At 57.4% G+C, this 15,378-nt stretch carries 16 protein-coding genes; all 16 read right to left on the bottom strand.

Annotated elements, in window-relative coordinates:
- Nucleotides 1–12 precede the first annotated feature (12 nt).
- Nucleotides 13–1,308, bottom strand: a complete 1,296-nt coding sequence (locus tag BQ5462_RS00545; RefSeq protein WP_071141510.1) for a TRAP transporter large permease — start codon at nucleotides 1,306–1,308, stop codon at nucleotides 13–15.
- Complete coding sequence (locus BQ5462_RS00550; RefSeq protein WP_205407909.1) at nucleotides 1,308–1,910, bottom strand: TRAP transporter small permease; 603 nt, start codon at nucleotides 1,908–1,910, stop codon at nucleotides 1,308–1,310. The genes BQ5462_RS00545 and BQ5462_RS00550 overlap by 1 nt, the downstream gene beginning before the upstream one ends.
- Nucleotides 1,911–1,925: 15 nt before the next feature.
- Complete coding sequence (locus tag BQ5462_RS00555) at nucleotides 1,926–2,789, bottom strand: shikimate dehydrogenase family protein (protein WP_071141511.1); 864 nt, start codon at nucleotides 2,787–2,789, stop codon at nucleotides 1,926–1,928.
- A gap of 339 nt (nucleotides 2,790–3,128) precedes the next feature.
- Complete coding sequence (locus BQ5462_RS00560) at nucleotides 3,129–4,511, bottom strand: LCP family protein (protein WP_071141512.1); 1,383 nt, start codon at nucleotides 4,509–4,511, stop codon at nucleotides 3,129–3,131.
- Between the two features lie 178 nt (nucleotides 4,512–4,689).
- Complete coding sequence (trpA, locus tag BQ5462_RS00565; protein WP_071141513.1) at nucleotides 4,690–5,472, bottom strand: tryptophan synthase subunit alpha; 783 nt, start codon at nucleotides 5,470–5,472, stop codon at nucleotides 4,690–4,692.
- Complete coding sequence (trpB, locus tag BQ5462_RS00570) at nucleotides 5,465–6,649, bottom strand: tryptophan synthase subunit beta (RefSeq protein ID WP_071141514.1); 1,185 nt, start codon at nucleotides 6,647–6,649, stop codon at nucleotides 5,465–5,467. Before trpB ends, trpA begins: the two co-directional genes overlap by 8 nt.
- The gene (locus BQ5462_RS00575) at nucleotides 6,646–7,272 is read right to left on the bottom strand and encodes a phosphoribosylanthranilate isomerase (protein ID WP_071141515.1); all 627 of its coding nucleotides are present in this window, start codon (nucleotides 7,270–7,272) and stop codon (nucleotides 6,646–6,648) included. Before BQ5462_RS00575 ends, trpB begins: the two co-directional genes overlap by 4 nt.
- Nucleotides 7,269–8,054, bottom strand: coding sequence for an indole-3-glycerol phosphate synthase TrpC (gene trpC, locus BQ5462_RS00580; RefSeq protein ID WP_071141516.1), 786 nt, complete (start codon nucleotides 8,052–8,054; stop codon nucleotides 7,269–7,271). The genes BQ5462_RS00575 and trpC overlap by 4 nt, the downstream gene beginning before the upstream one ends.
- Before the next feature lie 14 nt (nucleotides 8,055–8,068).
- Nucleotides 8,069–9,091: an anthranilate phosphoribosyltransferase gene (gene trpD / locus BQ5462_RS00585; RefSeq protein WP_071141517.1), complete on the bottom strand. Its 1,023-nt coding sequence runs from the start codon at nucleotides 9,089–9,091 to the stop codon at nucleotides 8,069–8,071.
- 33 nt (nucleotides 9,092–9,124) lie between these two features.
- Entirely contained in the window at nucleotides 9,125–9,691 is a 567-nt protein-coding gene (locus BQ5462_RS00590) for an anthranilate synthase component II (RefSeq protein ID WP_071141518.1), read from the bottom strand.
- Nucleotide 9,692: 1 nt separating this feature from the next.
- Complete coding sequence (gene trpE, locus BQ5462_RS00595) at nucleotides 9,693–11,156, bottom strand: anthranilate synthase component I (protein WP_071141519.1); 1,464 nt, start codon at nucleotides 11,154–11,156, stop codon at nucleotides 9,693–9,695.
- 461 nt (nucleotides 11,157–11,617) lie between these two features.
- Complete coding sequence (locus tag BQ5462_RS00600) at nucleotides 11,618–11,959, bottom strand: GNAT family N-acetyltransferase (protein ID WP_328586193.1); 342 nt, start codon at nucleotides 11,957–11,959, stop codon at nucleotides 11,618–11,620.
- A complete protein-coding gene (locus tag BQ5462_RS00605; RefSeq protein WP_071141521.1) occupies nucleotides 11,956–12,573 on the bottom strand; it encodes a L,D-transpeptidase in 618 nt (205 codons plus the stop codon). Before BQ5462_RS00605 ends, BQ5462_RS00600 begins: the two co-directional genes overlap by 4 nt.
- Nucleotides 12,574–12,597: 24 nt before the next feature.
- On the bottom strand, nucleotides 12,598–13,212 hold the full coding sequence (locus BQ5462_RS00610; RefSeq protein WP_071141522.1) for an SH3 domain-containing protein: 615 nt from the start codon (nucleotides 13,210–13,212) through the stop codon (nucleotides 12,598–12,600).
- Nucleotides 13,213–13,231: 19 nt separating this feature from the next.
- Nucleotides 13,232–14,008 (bottom strand): double zinc ribbon domain-containing protein, encoded by a 777-nt coding sequence (locus tag BQ5462_RS00615; RefSeq protein WP_071141523.1) that lies wholly within the window; start codon nucleotides 14,006–14,008, stop codon nucleotides 13,232–13,234.
- A 144-nt stretch (nucleotides 14,009–14,152) separates the two neighbouring features.
- Nucleotides 14,153–15,268 carry a M20/M25/M40 family metallo-hydrolase gene (locus BQ5462_RS00620; protein WP_071141524.1) on the bottom strand — a complete coding sequence of 372 codons (1,116 nt, stop codon included), beginning with the start codon at nucleotides 15,266–15,268 and terminating at the stop codon, nucleotides 14,153–14,155.
- Nucleotides 15,269–15,378 lie beyond the last annotated feature (110 nt).

Below are 15,378 nucleotides of genomic sequence, written 5' to 3' on the forward strand. Positions count from 1 at the left end.
AGGCTGCAATTCCTACCACAGACTGGGCAGCCAGGTGGACAGCCAGGGGATGTAGGTGATTCCCAGTAACGCCACCAGGAACGCACAGAGGAAGGGGACGGATTTTTTCGCTACACGCATGGGCTGCTGGTTGGCAATGTTCCCGGCCACGAACAGGTCCAGGCCGAAGGGCGGCGTTGCCAGTCCAATGGACAGGCAGCTTACCAACACCACACCCAGGTGTACCGGGTCGATGCCCAGCTTTTTGCAGGCAGGCAGCAGCACCGGTACCAGGATGATAATGGCCGGTCCCGTATCCATCACCATACCCAGCAGCAGGAAGAACACAACCAATACTGTCAGTACAGCAATGCCCGAGGTGAAATTCCCCAGGATAAAGCTTTCCACCACCCGGGTCGCCCGGGTCATGGACAGCACCCGTCCGAAGGCCGTGGCAAAGGCCAGTACAAAGGCCAGGCCCCCATAGGTGTGGACGGATTCCCGCAAAAGGGGCAGGATATCCCGGACCGTCATGGTATGGTACAGGAACAGGGAAACCAGCAGGGCATAGAACACAGAAACCGCCGCCGCTTCCGTAGGTGTGGTGAACCCGGTATAAATGCCTCCCAGCACGATGACCGGGCACAGCAGGGCCCAGAGACTCTCTTTCAGCAGCTTCCAGAAACCCCGGCGGGACAGTTCCGCCATCCGCTCCTGCACCTTGGCCTTGTCTTCGCCTCGGTGCAGGCAGTAGATGACCGCATAGACCATGAGCGCCAGCCCCACCAGAACGCCCGGCAGGATCCCGGCCAGGAACAGCTTGCCTGTGGAGACCCCGGTGGCCAGGGAATACAGTACGAAGGGAATGGACGGCGGGATGATAACCCCCAGGCCTCCTGCCACCGCCACCAGTCCGGCGCTCCAGGTCCTGTCATAGCCCAGTTCCGTCAGGAAGGGGACGCACATAGCCCCTACCGCCGCCGTGGTGGCCGGTCCGGAACCTGAAATGGCTCCATAGAACAGACAGGTCAGGATCACGGCACAGGGCAGCCCGCCGGTGAACCGGCCTGCAAAAAACGCAAAGAAGTCAAACAGCTTCCGGGAAATGCCGCCCTTGGCCATGATCACACCGCCCAGGATGAACAGGGGCACGGCCAGGATCGGGGTCGAATTGGCCCCGGAAAATGCGTTATGCAGCAGCTGCCCCATGGTTCCCCCCTGGTGCAGCAGGGCGATGGGTGCCGTAGCCCCTAGGATCATACTGATGCCAATGGGCAGAGAAATGGCAATGGCCAGCAGGAATACAGAAAAAATCAGTACCGCAGACATCAGTCATCCCCTCCCCGGGCCAGAGCCGCTTCGGCTTCCGCCTCCTGGAAGGTCTGTTCCATGGTGGACAGTTCCTTTTCCTGCAGATGCTGCACGTGGAACCACAGCTGCTGTACGGCCCGCAGAGCGGCCAGGACGAATCCGATGAGCATGAAACTGTACACAAAGGCAATGGGCCATTGCATGGCCGGCGAGATTTCATGGCTTTCCTGGATGGTCCCCACCACCTGCCAGGAAAATAGTCCCAGCACTGCCATGCACCCCAGGGTCATGGCATCCACCACCAGGTTCAGTATCTTCCGTAAGCTCTCCGGCAGCAGGTCCTTCAGCACTCCCACCCGCAGCATGCTGTCCGTACGGATGGTATAGGGCAGAGAAAGAAAAACGCTCCAGATCCACAGGAACCGGCACAGTTCTTCTGCCCAGGTCAGAGACGCCACCCCGGGGATTTTCCGGACAATGACCTGCAGCATGGTGACGCAGGCAATGAGGACCAGCATCACCACCAGGAACGTCTCTTCCAGGTGCAGATCCAGCCAATGGATCAGAGCGATGGAATTTGTCTTTTGAATTGCTTTGCTGCTTTCCTTCTTGTTCTCCATGATATTTCTCCTTTGCTACTTTGCTTCCTTCCCGGCCAGGATCTGGAGGAGTTCCTGCCGCATGGCTTCTACCGGAGCCTTGTGCCCCGTCCAAAGTTCGATCTGGGCCGTACCCTGGTACAGGCTCATGGTCAGCCCGTTCAACACCCGGCAGCCAGCCTGCTCTGCATTCTGCAGGAACCGGGTCCGGGCCGGATTGTAACAGGCATCGAAATAAAACTGGCCTTTCCGGATGAATTCCGGAGGCAGCGGCGTTTCGCCGATGGTGTTGCCCATGCCCACCCCGCTGGCATTCATCACGACCGTGGCATCCTTCACCCTGGAAAAATCCTGATAGGGAACTGTTTCCGCCACCGGAGCAAAATTCCGGTTGATGTCCTCCACCAGGCTCCGGGCACTGTCCGGGAACAGATCCGTGATATAGATCTTCGGGGCTCCATGGTAGGCCAGCACCGAGCACATGGCCCGGCCGGCACCGCCTGACCCGAAGCAGAAGAACGTCTCCTTCGTCACGTCGATGCCCGCTTCCGTCAGTGCCGTGTAAAAGCCGATCCCGTCGGTGTTATAGCCCTTCAGCCGTCCGTCCGGCAGCTTCACCACCGTGTTGCTGGATCCCATCTTCCTGCACAGGGGATCCAGGTCGTCCAGATATTCCAGCACCTTCACCTTGTTGGGCTTTGTAACAGCGAACCCGGCAAACGGCATGTATCGCAAGCCCTTTATGATGTCGCCCAGATGTTCCTGACCGGTGACAGTGTAAAAATACACCAGATTGAGGCCGGCGGCCTCGTACCCCCGGTTCTGCATCCGGGCCGCAAAAGACTGGGCCAGGGGATCACCCAGCAGGGTGATGAACTGGGTATGGATATCGATTGTCATAACTACCATCCTACTTTCCTGCACTGCGAGACACCTCTCGCATTTTGTATACATAAGTCGTGGTTTTTATTGTAAGCCTGTAATGGTATTTTGTCAACGAGAAGCCCATTGGGAAATAGGGAAAGAAAAAGCATAAAAAAAAAGCCCTTGAAAAACAAGGGCCAAATGAGGGGCAACTTCAACTTACAGTTGCATTATAGCACGATTGTATACAATGTGCAAGAGATAATTCAGTTTTTTCATTATTTTTTTATTACTCGATTTATTCAACATGAATCAACTAGGGATAGAAACTGTTGGGGGGATGAAAAAATCACAGCCCCATTCACTGCCCACTACTCACTTCCCATAATCCTTCCCCACATAGATCACCGCATCTCCACTGCCCGGGTTCACGGAACCCCGGAGCAGCGTGTAATTGAAGGGCAGGCTGCCTACCCGTTCTTCGGCCCGGCTGCTTCCGGAATTGATCAGGACCTGGGTCTGGTCCATGGGATTGCCGGTGGTGATGCTCAGCACCACGAACCCTGCATTCCGGGCATCCGCAGCAGCCTGGGCCCCGGTCTGGGAACTGCCGCTGCAATTGACGATGGTGGCCTGCAAGGGCCGCTGTTTCGGTGCGGGCGGCAGGGAAGACGAACTCCCTGCTCCGCTGCTCCCGGCCTGACCGGCAGGCGGCAAGCCCTTTCTCTTCAGTTCCAGTTTCCGGGATTGTTCCACGGCCTTCTTCAGATGGTCGTTCTGGATCTTGATTTCCCGGACCTTACTGGGTTCTGCTGTACTGTTCACACCCAGCAGCTGGTCGTATTTTTCCTTGGCCCGTCTGGCAGCCAGGGTATAGCCGCTGCCCACCTGCACGCCCTGCATGCGGGTCACCTGCCGGCCCAGGGCTTCCATATCCGGGATCCAGTAGCTGATGTCATCCAGGTAAGCCGGGCTGCCCTGGACCATTTCCGTCTCCAGCCGGGATTCTCCGGATACATTCCTGGCAAAGGTCATGAGCAGGCTGGCCAGATCCATCACCGAAAGGTCCGTATCAATGCTCTGGTACAGGGTACGGGCAATTTCAGGGGCCCGGGTCAGCAGATTGGTGGCGGACAGTTTCTGGAACACGGCTTTCATGAACTTCTGTTGCCGTTTCACCCGGCCAATGTCCCCTTCCTCATCCCGGTACCGCACATACTGGATGGCCGTGGTGCCGTCCAGATGCTGCCGTCCTGCATGGAGACTGATCACAAGGCCCGTTTCCCCATCATAGGGGTCCGTATACTGCATGTCTTTTTCCACATCGATATCCACACCGCCGATGGCATCTACCAGTTTTACGAATCCCTGAAAATCCACCAGTATATAATGGCTAATCTGCAGTCCCAGGAAATTTTCCAGGGTTTTCTGGCTCAGCTGGTGACCCCCATAGGCATAGGCATGGTTGATCTTATCCCAGCCATGGCCGGGAATGGATACAAGGGTATCCCGGGGCACCGAGAGCAAAGAGAGCTTGTCCTTGCCCGGATCCACCATGGCCACCATCAGGGTGTCCGAACGGCCCACGTCGCCGCTGCGTTTGTCCACGCCCATGATCATGAGGTTCCGTTTTCCGTGGAGCTTCCCGGTGCCATCTGCCACGGGCTGGGGTTTGGGGCGCAGGGCGAACGCCAGGCCCACCACCACGGCCAGCAGCGCCACCACGCCGGCGATCCATACCTTGTATTTCCGTACCATAGCCGTCTCCTTTTGCAGGGTTACAGATTTTTGGTGAAAAGTGTCTATATATTTATTATACCGTAAAAAAGAGAACAAAGCATGAAAAATAAGTCTCGGGTCTCGAGTCTCGAGCCAAAGGAAAGGACCTGCCCCAAAACAGGACAGGTCCTTTTGATAGTGACTAGAGACTTTTTTCTTACTTTGCCTCTGCCACTGCGTCAGCCATTTTCTTCACGTATTCCCTCACCGGTTCCACACAAGCCTTTCCATACTTGGCGCAGAGCTTCACGATGGCACTGCCCACAATGGCCCCGTCGCTGATGGCGGCCATCTCTTTCGCCTGCTCCGGTGTGGAGATGCCGAAGCCTACGGCGATGGGATGGTCAGAAACTTCCCGGATTTTCTTCACGATCTCCGCCAAGTTGGTGGTGATCTGCTTCCGAACCCCGGTGACCCCCAGAGAGGACACCAGGTAGATATATCCCTGTGCTTCCCGGGCAATCATCTGGATCCGCTGGTGGGAGGTGGGGGCAATCATGGAGATGATCTCCACCCCGTATTTTTCCGCATAGGGAGCAAGGGTATCTTTTTCCTCATAGGGTACGTCAGGCACGATCACTCCATCCATCTTCACTTCCTGGCACTGTTGGAAAAACTTCTCCCGGCCATAGGTGAAGATGGGGTTCACGTAGGTCAGGAACACCATGGGGATCTGGGTTTTCCGGCGCACCCGAGCCAGCATCTCGAAGATGCCCCTGATTTTGGTTCCGGCCGCCAGGGCCCGGGTATCCGCTTCCAGGATCACCGGTCCTTCGGCAGTAGGGTCGGAGAAGGGAATCCCGATTTCAATGAGTCCGGCGCCCGCTTCCTCCATGGCGTAGATCAGTTTTTCCGTGGTTTCCAGGTCGGGATCCCCGGCCGTAATGAAGGGAATGAAAATCTTTCCCTGTTTTTTGAATGCATCCGTGATTCTAGTCATGGAGATCAACCCCCTTATATCTGGCAATGGCAGCCACATCTTTGTCTCCCCGGCCGGACAGGTTCACCACGATGATCTTGTCCTTAGGCAGGGTGGGTGCCAGTTTCATAGCGTAGGCAACAGCATGGGCGCTTTCGATGGCCGGGATGATGCCTTCCGTGCGGGACAGGTATTCAAAGGCAGCCACAGATTCGTCGTCGGTGATGGGCACGTACTGGGCACGGCCCGTATCGTACAGGTTGGCATGTTCCGGCCCGATGCCCGGATAATCCAGCCCGGCGGAAATGGAGTACACGGGAGCAATCTGCCCGTCTTCATCCTGCAGGAAGTAGGATTCCATGCCATGGAAGATGCCGGGTTTGCCCCGGGCGATGGTGGCGGCGGTCTGGGCGGTGTTCACACCCCGGCCGGCGGCTTCCACACCGATCAGCTGTACATCTTTATCCTTGATGAAATCGTAGAACAGGCCGATGGCATTGCTGCCGCCGCCCACACAGGCCATGACCACATCGGGCAGCCTGCCTTCCTTTTCCAGCATCTGGGCCTTCACTTCCTCGCCGATGACCTTCTGGAAGTCACGGACGATGGTGGGGTACGGGTGCGGCCCCATGCAGGAGCCCAGCACATAGAACGTGTCCTCCACGTTCGTGGCCCAGTCTCTCATAGCCTCGCTGACGGCATCCTTCAGGGTGCCCGTGCCGGTAGTCACAGGGATGACCTTCGCACCCAGCAGTTCCATCCGGTACACGTTCAGGGCCTGGCGGATGGTGTCCTCCTTGCCCATGTATACTTCACATTCCAGGCCCATGAGGGCTGCCACCGTAGCCGTGGCCACCCCGTGCTGCCCGGCGCCGGTTTCAGCGATGACCCGGTGCTTGCCCATCTTTTTGGCCAGCAGGCACTGGCCCAGGGCGTTGTTGATCTTGTGGGCGCCGGTGTGGTTCAAATCTTCCCGTTTCAGGTAAATCTTGGCGCCGCCCAGGTCCTTCGTCATCTTCTCTGCATAGTACAGCAGGCTGGGCCGGTTTGCGTAATCATGGTACAGGGTCTTCAGTTCCTGTAAAAATTCCGGATCATCCTTGAATTTCTTATAGGCTTCGTCCAGCTGCAGGACCGCGTTCATCAGCGTTTCCGATACATACTGGCCGCCGTGTTTGCCAAATCTTCCGTTGCTCATGGTTTTTCCTCTTTTCTTACAGCGCGCACAAAAGCGCGGATCTTTTCTTCGTCTTTATATCCATCGGTCTCGATACCGCTGCTGGTATCCACCCCGTAGGGGGCATAGTCCCGGATGGCTTCCGCCACGTTGTCCGGGTTCAGGCCCCCGGCCAGGAAAAAGGGTTTGGAGAACTGGACCTGCCCCAGGAGGCTGTGGTCGAATGCCTTCCCCATCCCGCCGAACTGGCTGCCCGCAAAGGTATCCAGCAAAAAGTACTCACAATCCCATGTGTCCAGGTCTTTCAGGCTTGTTTCATCCTTTACCCGGAGCACTTTGATGATCGGAGCGTTCGTCCGCCATCGCAGTGCCCGGATATACTCTCTGTCTTCGTCTCCATGGAGCTGGATGTACTGGATGGTTCCCTCGCTTACGAGAGCCGCCACTTTATCGATGGGAGCCTTTACGAACACCCCCACCGCCCGGATTTCCGGGTCCAGGAGGCTGCGCAGGGTGCGGGCCGCCATCGGCGTTACCTGCCGTTTGCCCTTTGCGAACACGAAACCGGCAAAGTCGGGCATCGCCCGGTTCACCATGGCCACGTCCTCGGGGCGCCGCAGGCCGCAGAGCTTGATCTTCGTCATTGGGCATCCCCCCGCAGTTCCGCCAGCATGGCCTTCATGTCCGGGCTCCGCATCAGCGTCTCGCCGATGAGCACCCCGTTCACCCCAGCCTGTTCCAGCTCGGCCGTCTGCGTTCTAGTCTTGATGCCGCTTTCCGCTACAAAGGGGATGCTTTCCGGTACCAGGGGCCGCAGCCGCAGGCTGTTGCCGATGTCCACGGTGAAGTCCTTCAGGTTCCGGTTGTTCACGCCCAGCACCCGGGCCCCACTCCCAAGGGCCCGTTCCACTTCTTCTTCATCGTGGGCTTCCACCAGGGCATCCATCCCCAGGCTTTCTGCCGCCAGCCGGTATTCCCGGAGTTCACTGTCGCTGAGCAGAGCCGCGATGAGGAGCACTGCATCGGCGCCCAGGATCTTCGCCTGGTAGATCATGTATGCATCCACGGTGAAGTCTTTCCGCAGCAGCGGTGTCTGCACCGCCTTTCGGATTTCCTCCAGGTACCGATCGCTGCCCAAAAATCGGGTGGGTTCCGTCAGCACGGAGATGGCGGCGGCGCCGGCGGCCTCGTACTGCCTGGCGATATCCATATAGGGGAAGTCGGGAGCGATGAGCCCTTTGGAGGGGGACGCCTTCTTCACTTCGCAGATGAAGTTCAGTCCCGGCCGGCTGAGCGCCTTCCGGAAGATCCCCGCCCGGTCTTTGGACAGGGCTTCCGCCTCTCTCCGCAGCTCCGGCAGCGATTTCTGTTTCTTTGCTTCCGCCACCCGCTGCCGAGCGGCATCTGCCAGGGTATCCAGGATCATGTTCCGCGCCTTCCTTACTGGTTGCTGACCCGGATGACCTTTTCCAGGGTCTCCGTGGCCTTGCCGCTGTCGATGAGTTCCGCTGCCAGCTTCACCCCATCCGCAAGGGTGTCCGCCTTGCCACCCACGAACAGGCCTGCCCCGGCGTTCATGAGCACCGCGTTCCGTTTCGTGCCCTGCAGCTTGCCGGAGAGGATGTCCCGGGTGATCTGGGCATTCACTTCCGGCGTGCCTCCCACCAGTTCTTCCTTCGTACCCGGGATCAGGCCGAAGTCTTCCGGTTTGATCTCGCTGGTCCGGTAATACCCGTCCTTCAGTTCGCAGATGGTGGTGGGACCGTTGGGAGAGATTTCGTCCAGTTTTTCCTGCCCGTAGGCCACCAGCCCCCGTTTCACCCCCAGGGAGCACAGCACCTTGGCCAGGGGTTCCACCAGGTAGCCGTCATAGACCCCCAGCAGGAACCGTTCCGGTTTGGCCGGATTCGTCAGCGGCCCCAGGATGTTGAACACGGTGCGGAAGCCCAGTTCCTTCCGGATGGGTCCCACGTACTTCATGGCCGCATGGTATTTCTGGGCAAACAGGAAGCAGAAGCCTGTCTCTTTCAGCATCTTCAGGGCCAGGTCCGGATCTTCCTGGATGTTCACCCCCAGGGCCTCCAGGCAGTCCGCCGTGCCGCACAGGGAAGAGGCCGCCCGGTTGCCGTGCTTGGCCACTTTCACGCCGCCGGCCGCCAGCACCATGGCCGAGGTTGTGGAGATGTTGAAGGAATGGGCACCGTCACCGCCGGTTCCCACGATTTCCATCACTTCCAGGCCCGGATGGGGCACCGGCGTGGCCAGGGACCGCATGGCCTCCGCACAGCCGGAGATTTCGTCGATAGTCTCTGCCTTGGTGCTCTTGGTAGACAGAGCCGCCAGAAAGGCAGCATTCTGGGTGGGTGTGGTCTTTCCGCCCATGATCTCCAGCATGACCTCCTTGGCTTCGTCGTAGGTCAGATCGCCTTTATTCACTAACTTGATGATGGCTTCTTTAATCATTTGTGGTTCCTCCTTGCTCTTGCAACGCCTCTGTTAGAGGCTCAGGAAATTCTTGATAATGGTCATGCCCTCCGGCGTCAGGATGGATTCCGGATGGAACTGGACGCCGTAGATGGGGTAATCCCGGTGCTGCACCGCCATGATCTCGCCGTCCGCCGTGGTGGCCGTGGCTTTCAGCACCTCCGGCAGGGTGTCCGGGTCGATGGCCAGGGAATGATACCGCCCCACCAGGATCTGTTCCGGCAGGTCCTTGAACAGGGGGCAGGTCCGGTCCAATGTCACCAGGGACTGCTTGCCGTGCATGAGCTGCTTCGCATAAGTTACGGTGCCGCCGAACACCTCCCCCATGGCCTGATGCCCCAGGCACACCCCCAGGATGGGGAATTCTCCCTTCAGCTCCCGCAGGGCCGGTTCGCACACCCCGGCGTCGCAGGGCCGTCCGGGCCCCGGCGACAGGATCAGATGGTCCGGCTGCAGTTTCCGGATGCCATCCACCGTGATGGCATCATTCCGGATGACCTTCACATCCGGGTTCAGGGTACCGATGTATTGATACAGGTTATAGGTAAAGCTGTCGTAGTTATCGATGATCAGTTCCATGTCATGCCTCCGTGGTTGCAACCAGAGCCTGCCGAACGGCGGCTGCCTTGTTGATGGTTTCCATGAATTCATCCTCCACCCTGGAATCGGCCACGATGCCGCTGCCGGTCTGGAAGGAAACCCTGTCCCCCAGCTTGACGGCCGTGCGGATCACGATGCAGATGTCCATGTTCCCGGCAAAGTCCAGATAGCCCATCCCTCCGCCGTAGGGACCCCGGCGTTCCGGTTCCAGTTCATCCAGGATCTGGCAGGCCCGCACCTTGGGAGCGCCGGAAAGGGTCCCGGCCGGGAAGGCAGCGCACAGGGTATCGATGGCATCCCGGTCTTCCTTCAAGGTTCCGGTCACCCGGGTGGTCATGTGCATGACGTGAGAGAATTTCTTGATCAGCAGATGATCGTGGACTTTCACGGAACCGAATTCTGCTACTTTGCCCACATCGTTCCGGGCCAGATCCACCAGCATATTGTGTTCTGCCAGTTCCTTGGGATCCGTCTGCAGGTCCTTTTCCAGGGCTCTGTCTTCCTCTTCCGTGCGCCCTCTCCGACGGGTGCCGGCGATGGGCATGGACGTGATTTCCCGGTCCTGGACCTTGATCAGGGTTTCCGGACTGGATCCGGCGATTTCCAGGTCGTCATTTTTCAGCAGCACCATGTACTGGGAAGGGTTGGTGGTCCGGAGGATCCGGTACATATTGAACAAGTCCTGGTCGTAGGTGGCGGAGAACCGCTGGGAATATACCGCCTGGAAAATGTCCCCCTGCCGGATGTGTTCCTTGATCTTCTCCACATTCTCAGCATATGTTTTCCTGTCCTGGTTGCTGGTGATTTCTCCCAGACGGGCCGGTGTGAATGCCGGAGGCGCCACCGGCTGCCGGACCAGGGCTTCCATGGCATCCAGGTTCTTCTGGGCCTTGGCGTAATTCCCTTCCAGATCGTCGGTCTTGATGTTCACAATCAGGTACATTTTCTGGAGCACCCGATCGAAGGCAATGACCTTGTCGAACAGCATCAGGTCGAAATCCGGAAAAGCCGTGGCTTTCTTCGGATCGAATCGGAGGCTGGGTTCGCAGTACTGGAAGAAATCATAGGAGAAATACCCTACGAAACCGCCGGTAAAAGGCGGCAGGCCCGATACCTTGGGAACCCGGTAGGCCTTCAGGATGGACCGAAGCGCCTCCAGAGGCTGCCTGGGATCCACCGGGATCCGGCTGCCGGCAAATTCCACCTGGGCGTTCCGGTCCTTGGCCCGGAGCCGGGCAATGGGGTCAAAGCCGATGAAGGAATACCGGCCGGCCTGATCGTTCTGTTCCAGGCTTTCCAGAAGGAAGTACCGGTTGCTTTCCTTTCGCACCAGGCTCACCAGGCCGATGGGGGTGGCCGTATCCGCCAGGATTTCACGGACCACCGGTACGGCGGCGTAGCCTTCGGCGATTTTTTGGATGTCTTCCAGACTTTGCTGTTTCACTTGTATTTCCTCCTATCTGACAAAAGAAAAGGTACCCGGGCTGATCATTCCACCCGGGTACCGAAAAAAACACTTTGGGTAACAAAAAACACCTGTCCTCCTACAAGGACAGGTGTCATAACCTGCGGTACCACCCTGTAATGGAGCCAACGCTCCACACCTCAGCAGAATGCCAACACATTCCTCACCGGTAACGTCGGTGCTGCGTCGCGGGATACTTTCCGAAGATTTCATCGCGCCCTCAGTGGTCCATTTGTCAGACTGCCACGATCCGGCTCTCAGCTTCCCGGACTCTCTGTACGCACATTTTCTGGCGTTATCTCCACCTCAAAGGTTTCTGGTTCTTATTGAATTGATGGTTGTATCGTAGCACTGGAGAAAGAAGTTGTCAAATATTTTTCCTGGAAAAGATAAAATCGTTTATTTTTGTATCTCATGTAACATTTTTGTTTCTATGCAGCTTACTCTTTCTCATACACATCTGCAAATTCAGCTTTGCGGTCAAACTGGACCCTGGCATAGGAACACTGGGGGATGATCTTTACCCCGGCTTCCCGGGCCATCTCCGCCACTGCCCGGACCAGTTTTCCGGCCAGGCCCTGGCCCCCGTACCGAGGATCCACAATGGTGTGTTCCAGGGTCCATACTCCGGGCCGGGTCACTACATATGTACATTTTCCGATTTCTTCCGCCCCATCATACAGGGCTGCCCGAAAAGTTTCCGGTTCCTTTACAAGACGGATGGTTTCCATGTTTTTCTCCTTCCAAGGCCTGGCCGCTGAAGCAGTCAGGCTGGTTTCTATTCCTCCACCTTCACCTTCATCCCCACTTTCACATAGGGCTTCAACTTCTGCAGATTGTCATTGTTCATCCGTATGCAGCCTTCAGAGGCCCGGGTGCCGATGGAAGCCGGGTCATGGGTGCCGTGGATGCCAATACCATCCCATTTCCCCTGACTCAAGTTCCGAGTATCCAGACTGATGAACCAGGGACCGTAGGCGTGCTGGATCACTCCTTTGCCATCGTGAAAATCATGAGACCAGCTGGAGGCATCGATGATTTCATCCACTGGGAAGGTTCCCTCCGGGGTCTTCATATCCCCGCTCACCTGCTTTTGTCCGGGATTCTTCCCCAAGGCCACCGGCCATTTGGCCACCGGATCCCCGTGATCCAGGAGATACAGGGTAAATTCCCCTTTTTTGATCAGCAGGGAGTACTCATGGGGTTCCGGGGTTTGGCGCACCTCCCCGGTAACGGCTGTCTCAGCCGGGGGTACAGCTGCCTGTTCCGGCTTCTGACCACTCCGGCAGCCTTTGACAGTAAATCCCACTGCCAGCACCAGGACCAGGAGAAAAAAGACCCCCCAGGCCGGTCCCTTCCATCTCCGTTTTTGGTAAGCGTCATGATATCTTCCCATGGTCCCCTCCCTTCCTGCACCTGGTTACAGACGCCGGCAGAACTGGACTGAAACGTACCCGGTTTGACCGTTATCCCGTTTCACCTGGTACCAGTTGTTCTTCCGTCCGGTGATCTCTACAGTTTCACCTTCCTCGAAGTAGTCCACGATATCCGTATTCGTTCCCGCGCCGGCCCGGAGCCGCACGTCGGTACCGGTGATCTTCCCATAAGATTTCTTGGTCTCTTTCTGGGACTTTTCTCCCTGGCCAGCTGCCTTGGCTTTGGACTGTTCCTCGGAATTGGGAGTATCCTGTTTTTTCTCTTCCTGGGTCACCGGCGGTTTGGATCCAGCCGTACTTTTTCCATCCTTCTGCTGGGCAAAGAAGATTCCCGCCCCAGTTGCCAACAAGAGCAGCAGGACCACACCAGCGATCCATTTTTTCTTTCCGCCGCCCTGGGACGGAACACGCTGGGGCTGGAAGGCGGCTGCTCCTTTCAATCCTGGCTGATTTCCGCTGTTTCCCGGCTGTCCGTTGCCGGCCTCGCCGGTTTTCGGCTGAGCCGAGGCCGCGGGTTTCCCCACTGGAGTGCCGCAGACCGGGCAGAATTTTTCCTCTTCACTGAGCTGATTCCCACAATGGGGACAAAACTTCGCCATTTAGATTTCTCCTATATTCTCAGTCCGCATCCTGGTCATTGATCTTGGTGGATTTGATCTGGACGCTGATCACAGTGGGGCTCTTCTGTTTCACGATGCCCACGCATTCCCCTTTCACATTGACGAAATCGCCCGTTTTCAGGCCGTTGACGATGCTGGCCCGTTTGGCCGGCACATCCACCAGCACCTGGTAGGTCTTGCCACCGTTGTTCTTGCTTTCCAGGGTGATGCTGTAATTCTGGGAATTGTTGAACTGTCCTTTCCATTTTACCTTCCCGGAAACCTGGACGGTCTTGTCCTTGTATTTTTTATCTCCGGAACTCTGGTCCCGGATGTAGTCATCCACTATTTCACTGGATTTGACCTGGATGGGTTTGCTGCTGCCCCCAAAGGCGAAGAACAGCCCCAGGGCCACCACGATGGCTCCGATGATGGCCAGGATTTTCTTTTTCTTCCCATTGCCTTCTGGCGGCACCGGCGGCATCTGGAAATTCTGGAAGCCTCCGTTTCCACCGCCGCTCTGGCCCTCATCCACCGGTTCTGCCACCACCACTTCAGCAGACGTTTCCGGGGCCTGCTGCGATTCAGCCGACGGTTGGGTGCCTCCAGGGGTCCCGTCTGCCGGTTTGGCTTCCTTCAGCCGGGTTCCGCATTCGGTGCAGAAGTCATTGTCCGCCGGGTTCACATGGCCGCATTTGGGACACTTCACCACCGGATCCTGTTTGGCGCCGCACTGGACGCAGAACAGAGCATCATCTTCCAGTTCGCAGCCGCACTGTTTGCATTTCTTAGACATAACCATTCCCCTTCCGTCCCTGGAAAGACATTCCCTCGATCTGCCTTTCCACTATTTTATTTATGTTTCATATTATACTCATAAATATGAAAATTGAAAAGAGGGGGGAGCACGTGCGACGGCCGCCACACGTGCAGCAGGCCCTTACAGATCCCAGATGAACGCAGCCAGCTGCTTCAGGCCCGGTTCCAGGCTGGTCATGTCCAGCTCTTCCTGGAGGGTGTGGGCTCCTTTCCCCTTGCTGATGCCAAAGGCAATGGCCGGGATCCCCCGGCTCAGGGGAATGTTGGCATCGGTGCTGCTGGCGCTGAATACCGTCTGCAGACCTTCCCGCTTCCGGATCCGGCAGATCCGGTCGTAGATTTCGTGGTGCTTCACCCCGTCGCTGCAGGGCCGCTTACCCAAAAGCAAGGTCTCCACCTGCACCTTGTCACTGGTATGGTCCTTCAGGATCCGATGGAACGCCGCGTCCAGCTTATCCAGTTCGGTGGCCGACACGGACCGCATGTCCACGGTGAATTCCACTTCCGCAGCAATGGAGTTCACCGTGGTCCCTCCCTGGATGGTCCCCACGTTATAGGTGGTGCGGGGATCCCTGGGCACTTTCAGGGCGTAGAAATCCCGGATGATGGCCGCAGCCTCGTTGATGGCGTTGGCATTGCCGAAAGCCGCATAGCTGTGGCCCCCGGCCGTGACCACATGGACTGCATACCGATGGGAGCCCACGGCCAGGTTCACGAACCGGTCATTGTTGCCATCCACGGCCATAAAATAGCTGAGTCTGTCGCCGAAGGCGTCCGTCAGGGCCTTGCTGCCCTTCAGGTTTCCCAGTCCCTCTTCGCCCACATTGAAAGCAAATACCGCCGGGGTTTTCTGCTTCAGGTCCCGCATCATCTGAAGGAGGAACAGCAGGGCCGCCACATCGCTGCTGTTATCTCCGCAGGAAGGAGCCCGCAGGGTGTTCCCCTCGATGTCCGGGGTAATGGCGTCGATGCCGGCAAACACCGTATCCATATGAGCCGTATAGAGGGGGAACTTTTCCACCCCGTCGATATGGTGGGGTACGATCACGTTCCCGGCCTCATCCTGATAGGCGCTGTCGAACCCCAGGCCGTATACCTGATCCAGGATCCAGGCTGCCTTTTTCTGTTCCGACCCGGTGGGAGAAACAATGGAAATCACATCATACAGGTACCGGAGATAGTCCGGCATGTGCTTTTCGATATAATCGTTGACGATTTGACGCATGATCTCGTTCATGGGCAGGGCCTCCTTTTTGGGTCCATTATACCATAAAAACCTCCGGACCTGGGTTCGGACGTCCCTACGCATAAGATGATACGTACGATATCACTGCGTAAGGGACTACC

This window comes from Acidaminococcus timonensis (assembly GCF_900106585.1).
Classification (GTDB): domain Bacteria; phylum Bacillota; class Negativicutes; order Acidaminococcales; family Acidaminococcaceae; genus Acidaminococcus; species Acidaminococcus timonensis.

Excerpts from the sequence above, each read along its gene's own strand:
- BQ5462_RS00610 (WP_071141522.1), bottom strand. The coding sequence starts at position 13,212 with ATGGCGAAGTTTTGTCCCCATTGTGGGAATCAGCTCAGTGAAGAGGAA.
- BQ5462_RS00545 (WP_071141510.1), bottom strand. The coding sequence starts at position 1,308 with ATGTCTGCGGTACTGATTTTTTCTGTATTCCTGCTGGCCATTGCCATT.
- BQ5462_RS00550 (WP_205407909.1), bottom strand. The coding sequence starts at position 1,910 with ATGGAGAACAAGAAGGAAAGCAGCAAAGCAATTCAAAAGACAAATTCC.
- BQ5462_RS00555 (WP_071141511.1), bottom strand. The coding sequence starts at position 2,789 with ATGACAATCGATATCCATACCCAGTTCATCACCCTGCTGGGTGATCCC.
- BQ5462_RS00560 (WP_071141512.1), bottom strand. The coding sequence starts at position 4,511 with ATGGTACGGAAATACAAGGTATGGATCGCCGGCGTGGTGGCGCTGCTG.
- BQ5462_RS00605 (WP_071141521.1), bottom strand. The coding sequence starts at position 12,573 with ATGGGAAGATATCATGACGCTTACCAAAAACGGAGATGGAAGGGACCG.
- trpA (WP_071141513.1), bottom strand. The coding sequence starts at position 5,472 with ATGACTAGAATCACGGATGCATTCAAAAAACAGGGAAAGATTTTCATT.
- trpD (WP_071141517.1), bottom strand. The coding sequence starts at position 9,091 with ATGATTAAAGAAGCCATCATCAAGTTAGTGAATAAAGGCGATCTGACC.
- BQ5462_RS00620 (WP_071141524.1), bottom strand. The coding sequence starts at position 15,268 with ATGAACGAGATCATGCGTCAAATCGTCAACGATTATATCGAAAAGCAC.
- trpC (WP_071141516.1), bottom strand. The coding sequence starts at position 8,054 with ATGATCCTGGATACCCTGGCAGATGCCGCTCGGCAGCGGGTGGCGGAA.
- BQ5462_RS00590 (WP_071141518.1), bottom strand. The coding sequence starts at position 9,691 with ATGGAACTGATCATCGATAACTACGACAGCTTTACCTATAACCTGTAT.
- BQ5462_RS00575 (WP_071141515.1), bottom strand. The coding sequence starts at position 7,272 with ATGACGAAGATCAAGCTCTGCGGCCTGCGGCGCCCCGAGGACGTGGCC.
- BQ5462_RS00615 (WP_071141523.1), bottom strand. The coding sequence starts at position 14,008 with ATGTCTAAGAAATGCAAACAGTGCGGCTGCGAACTGGAAGATGATGCT.
- trpB (WP_071141514.1), bottom strand. The coding sequence starts at position 6,649 with ATGAGCAACGGAAGATTTGGCAAACACGGCGGCCAGTATGTATCGGAA.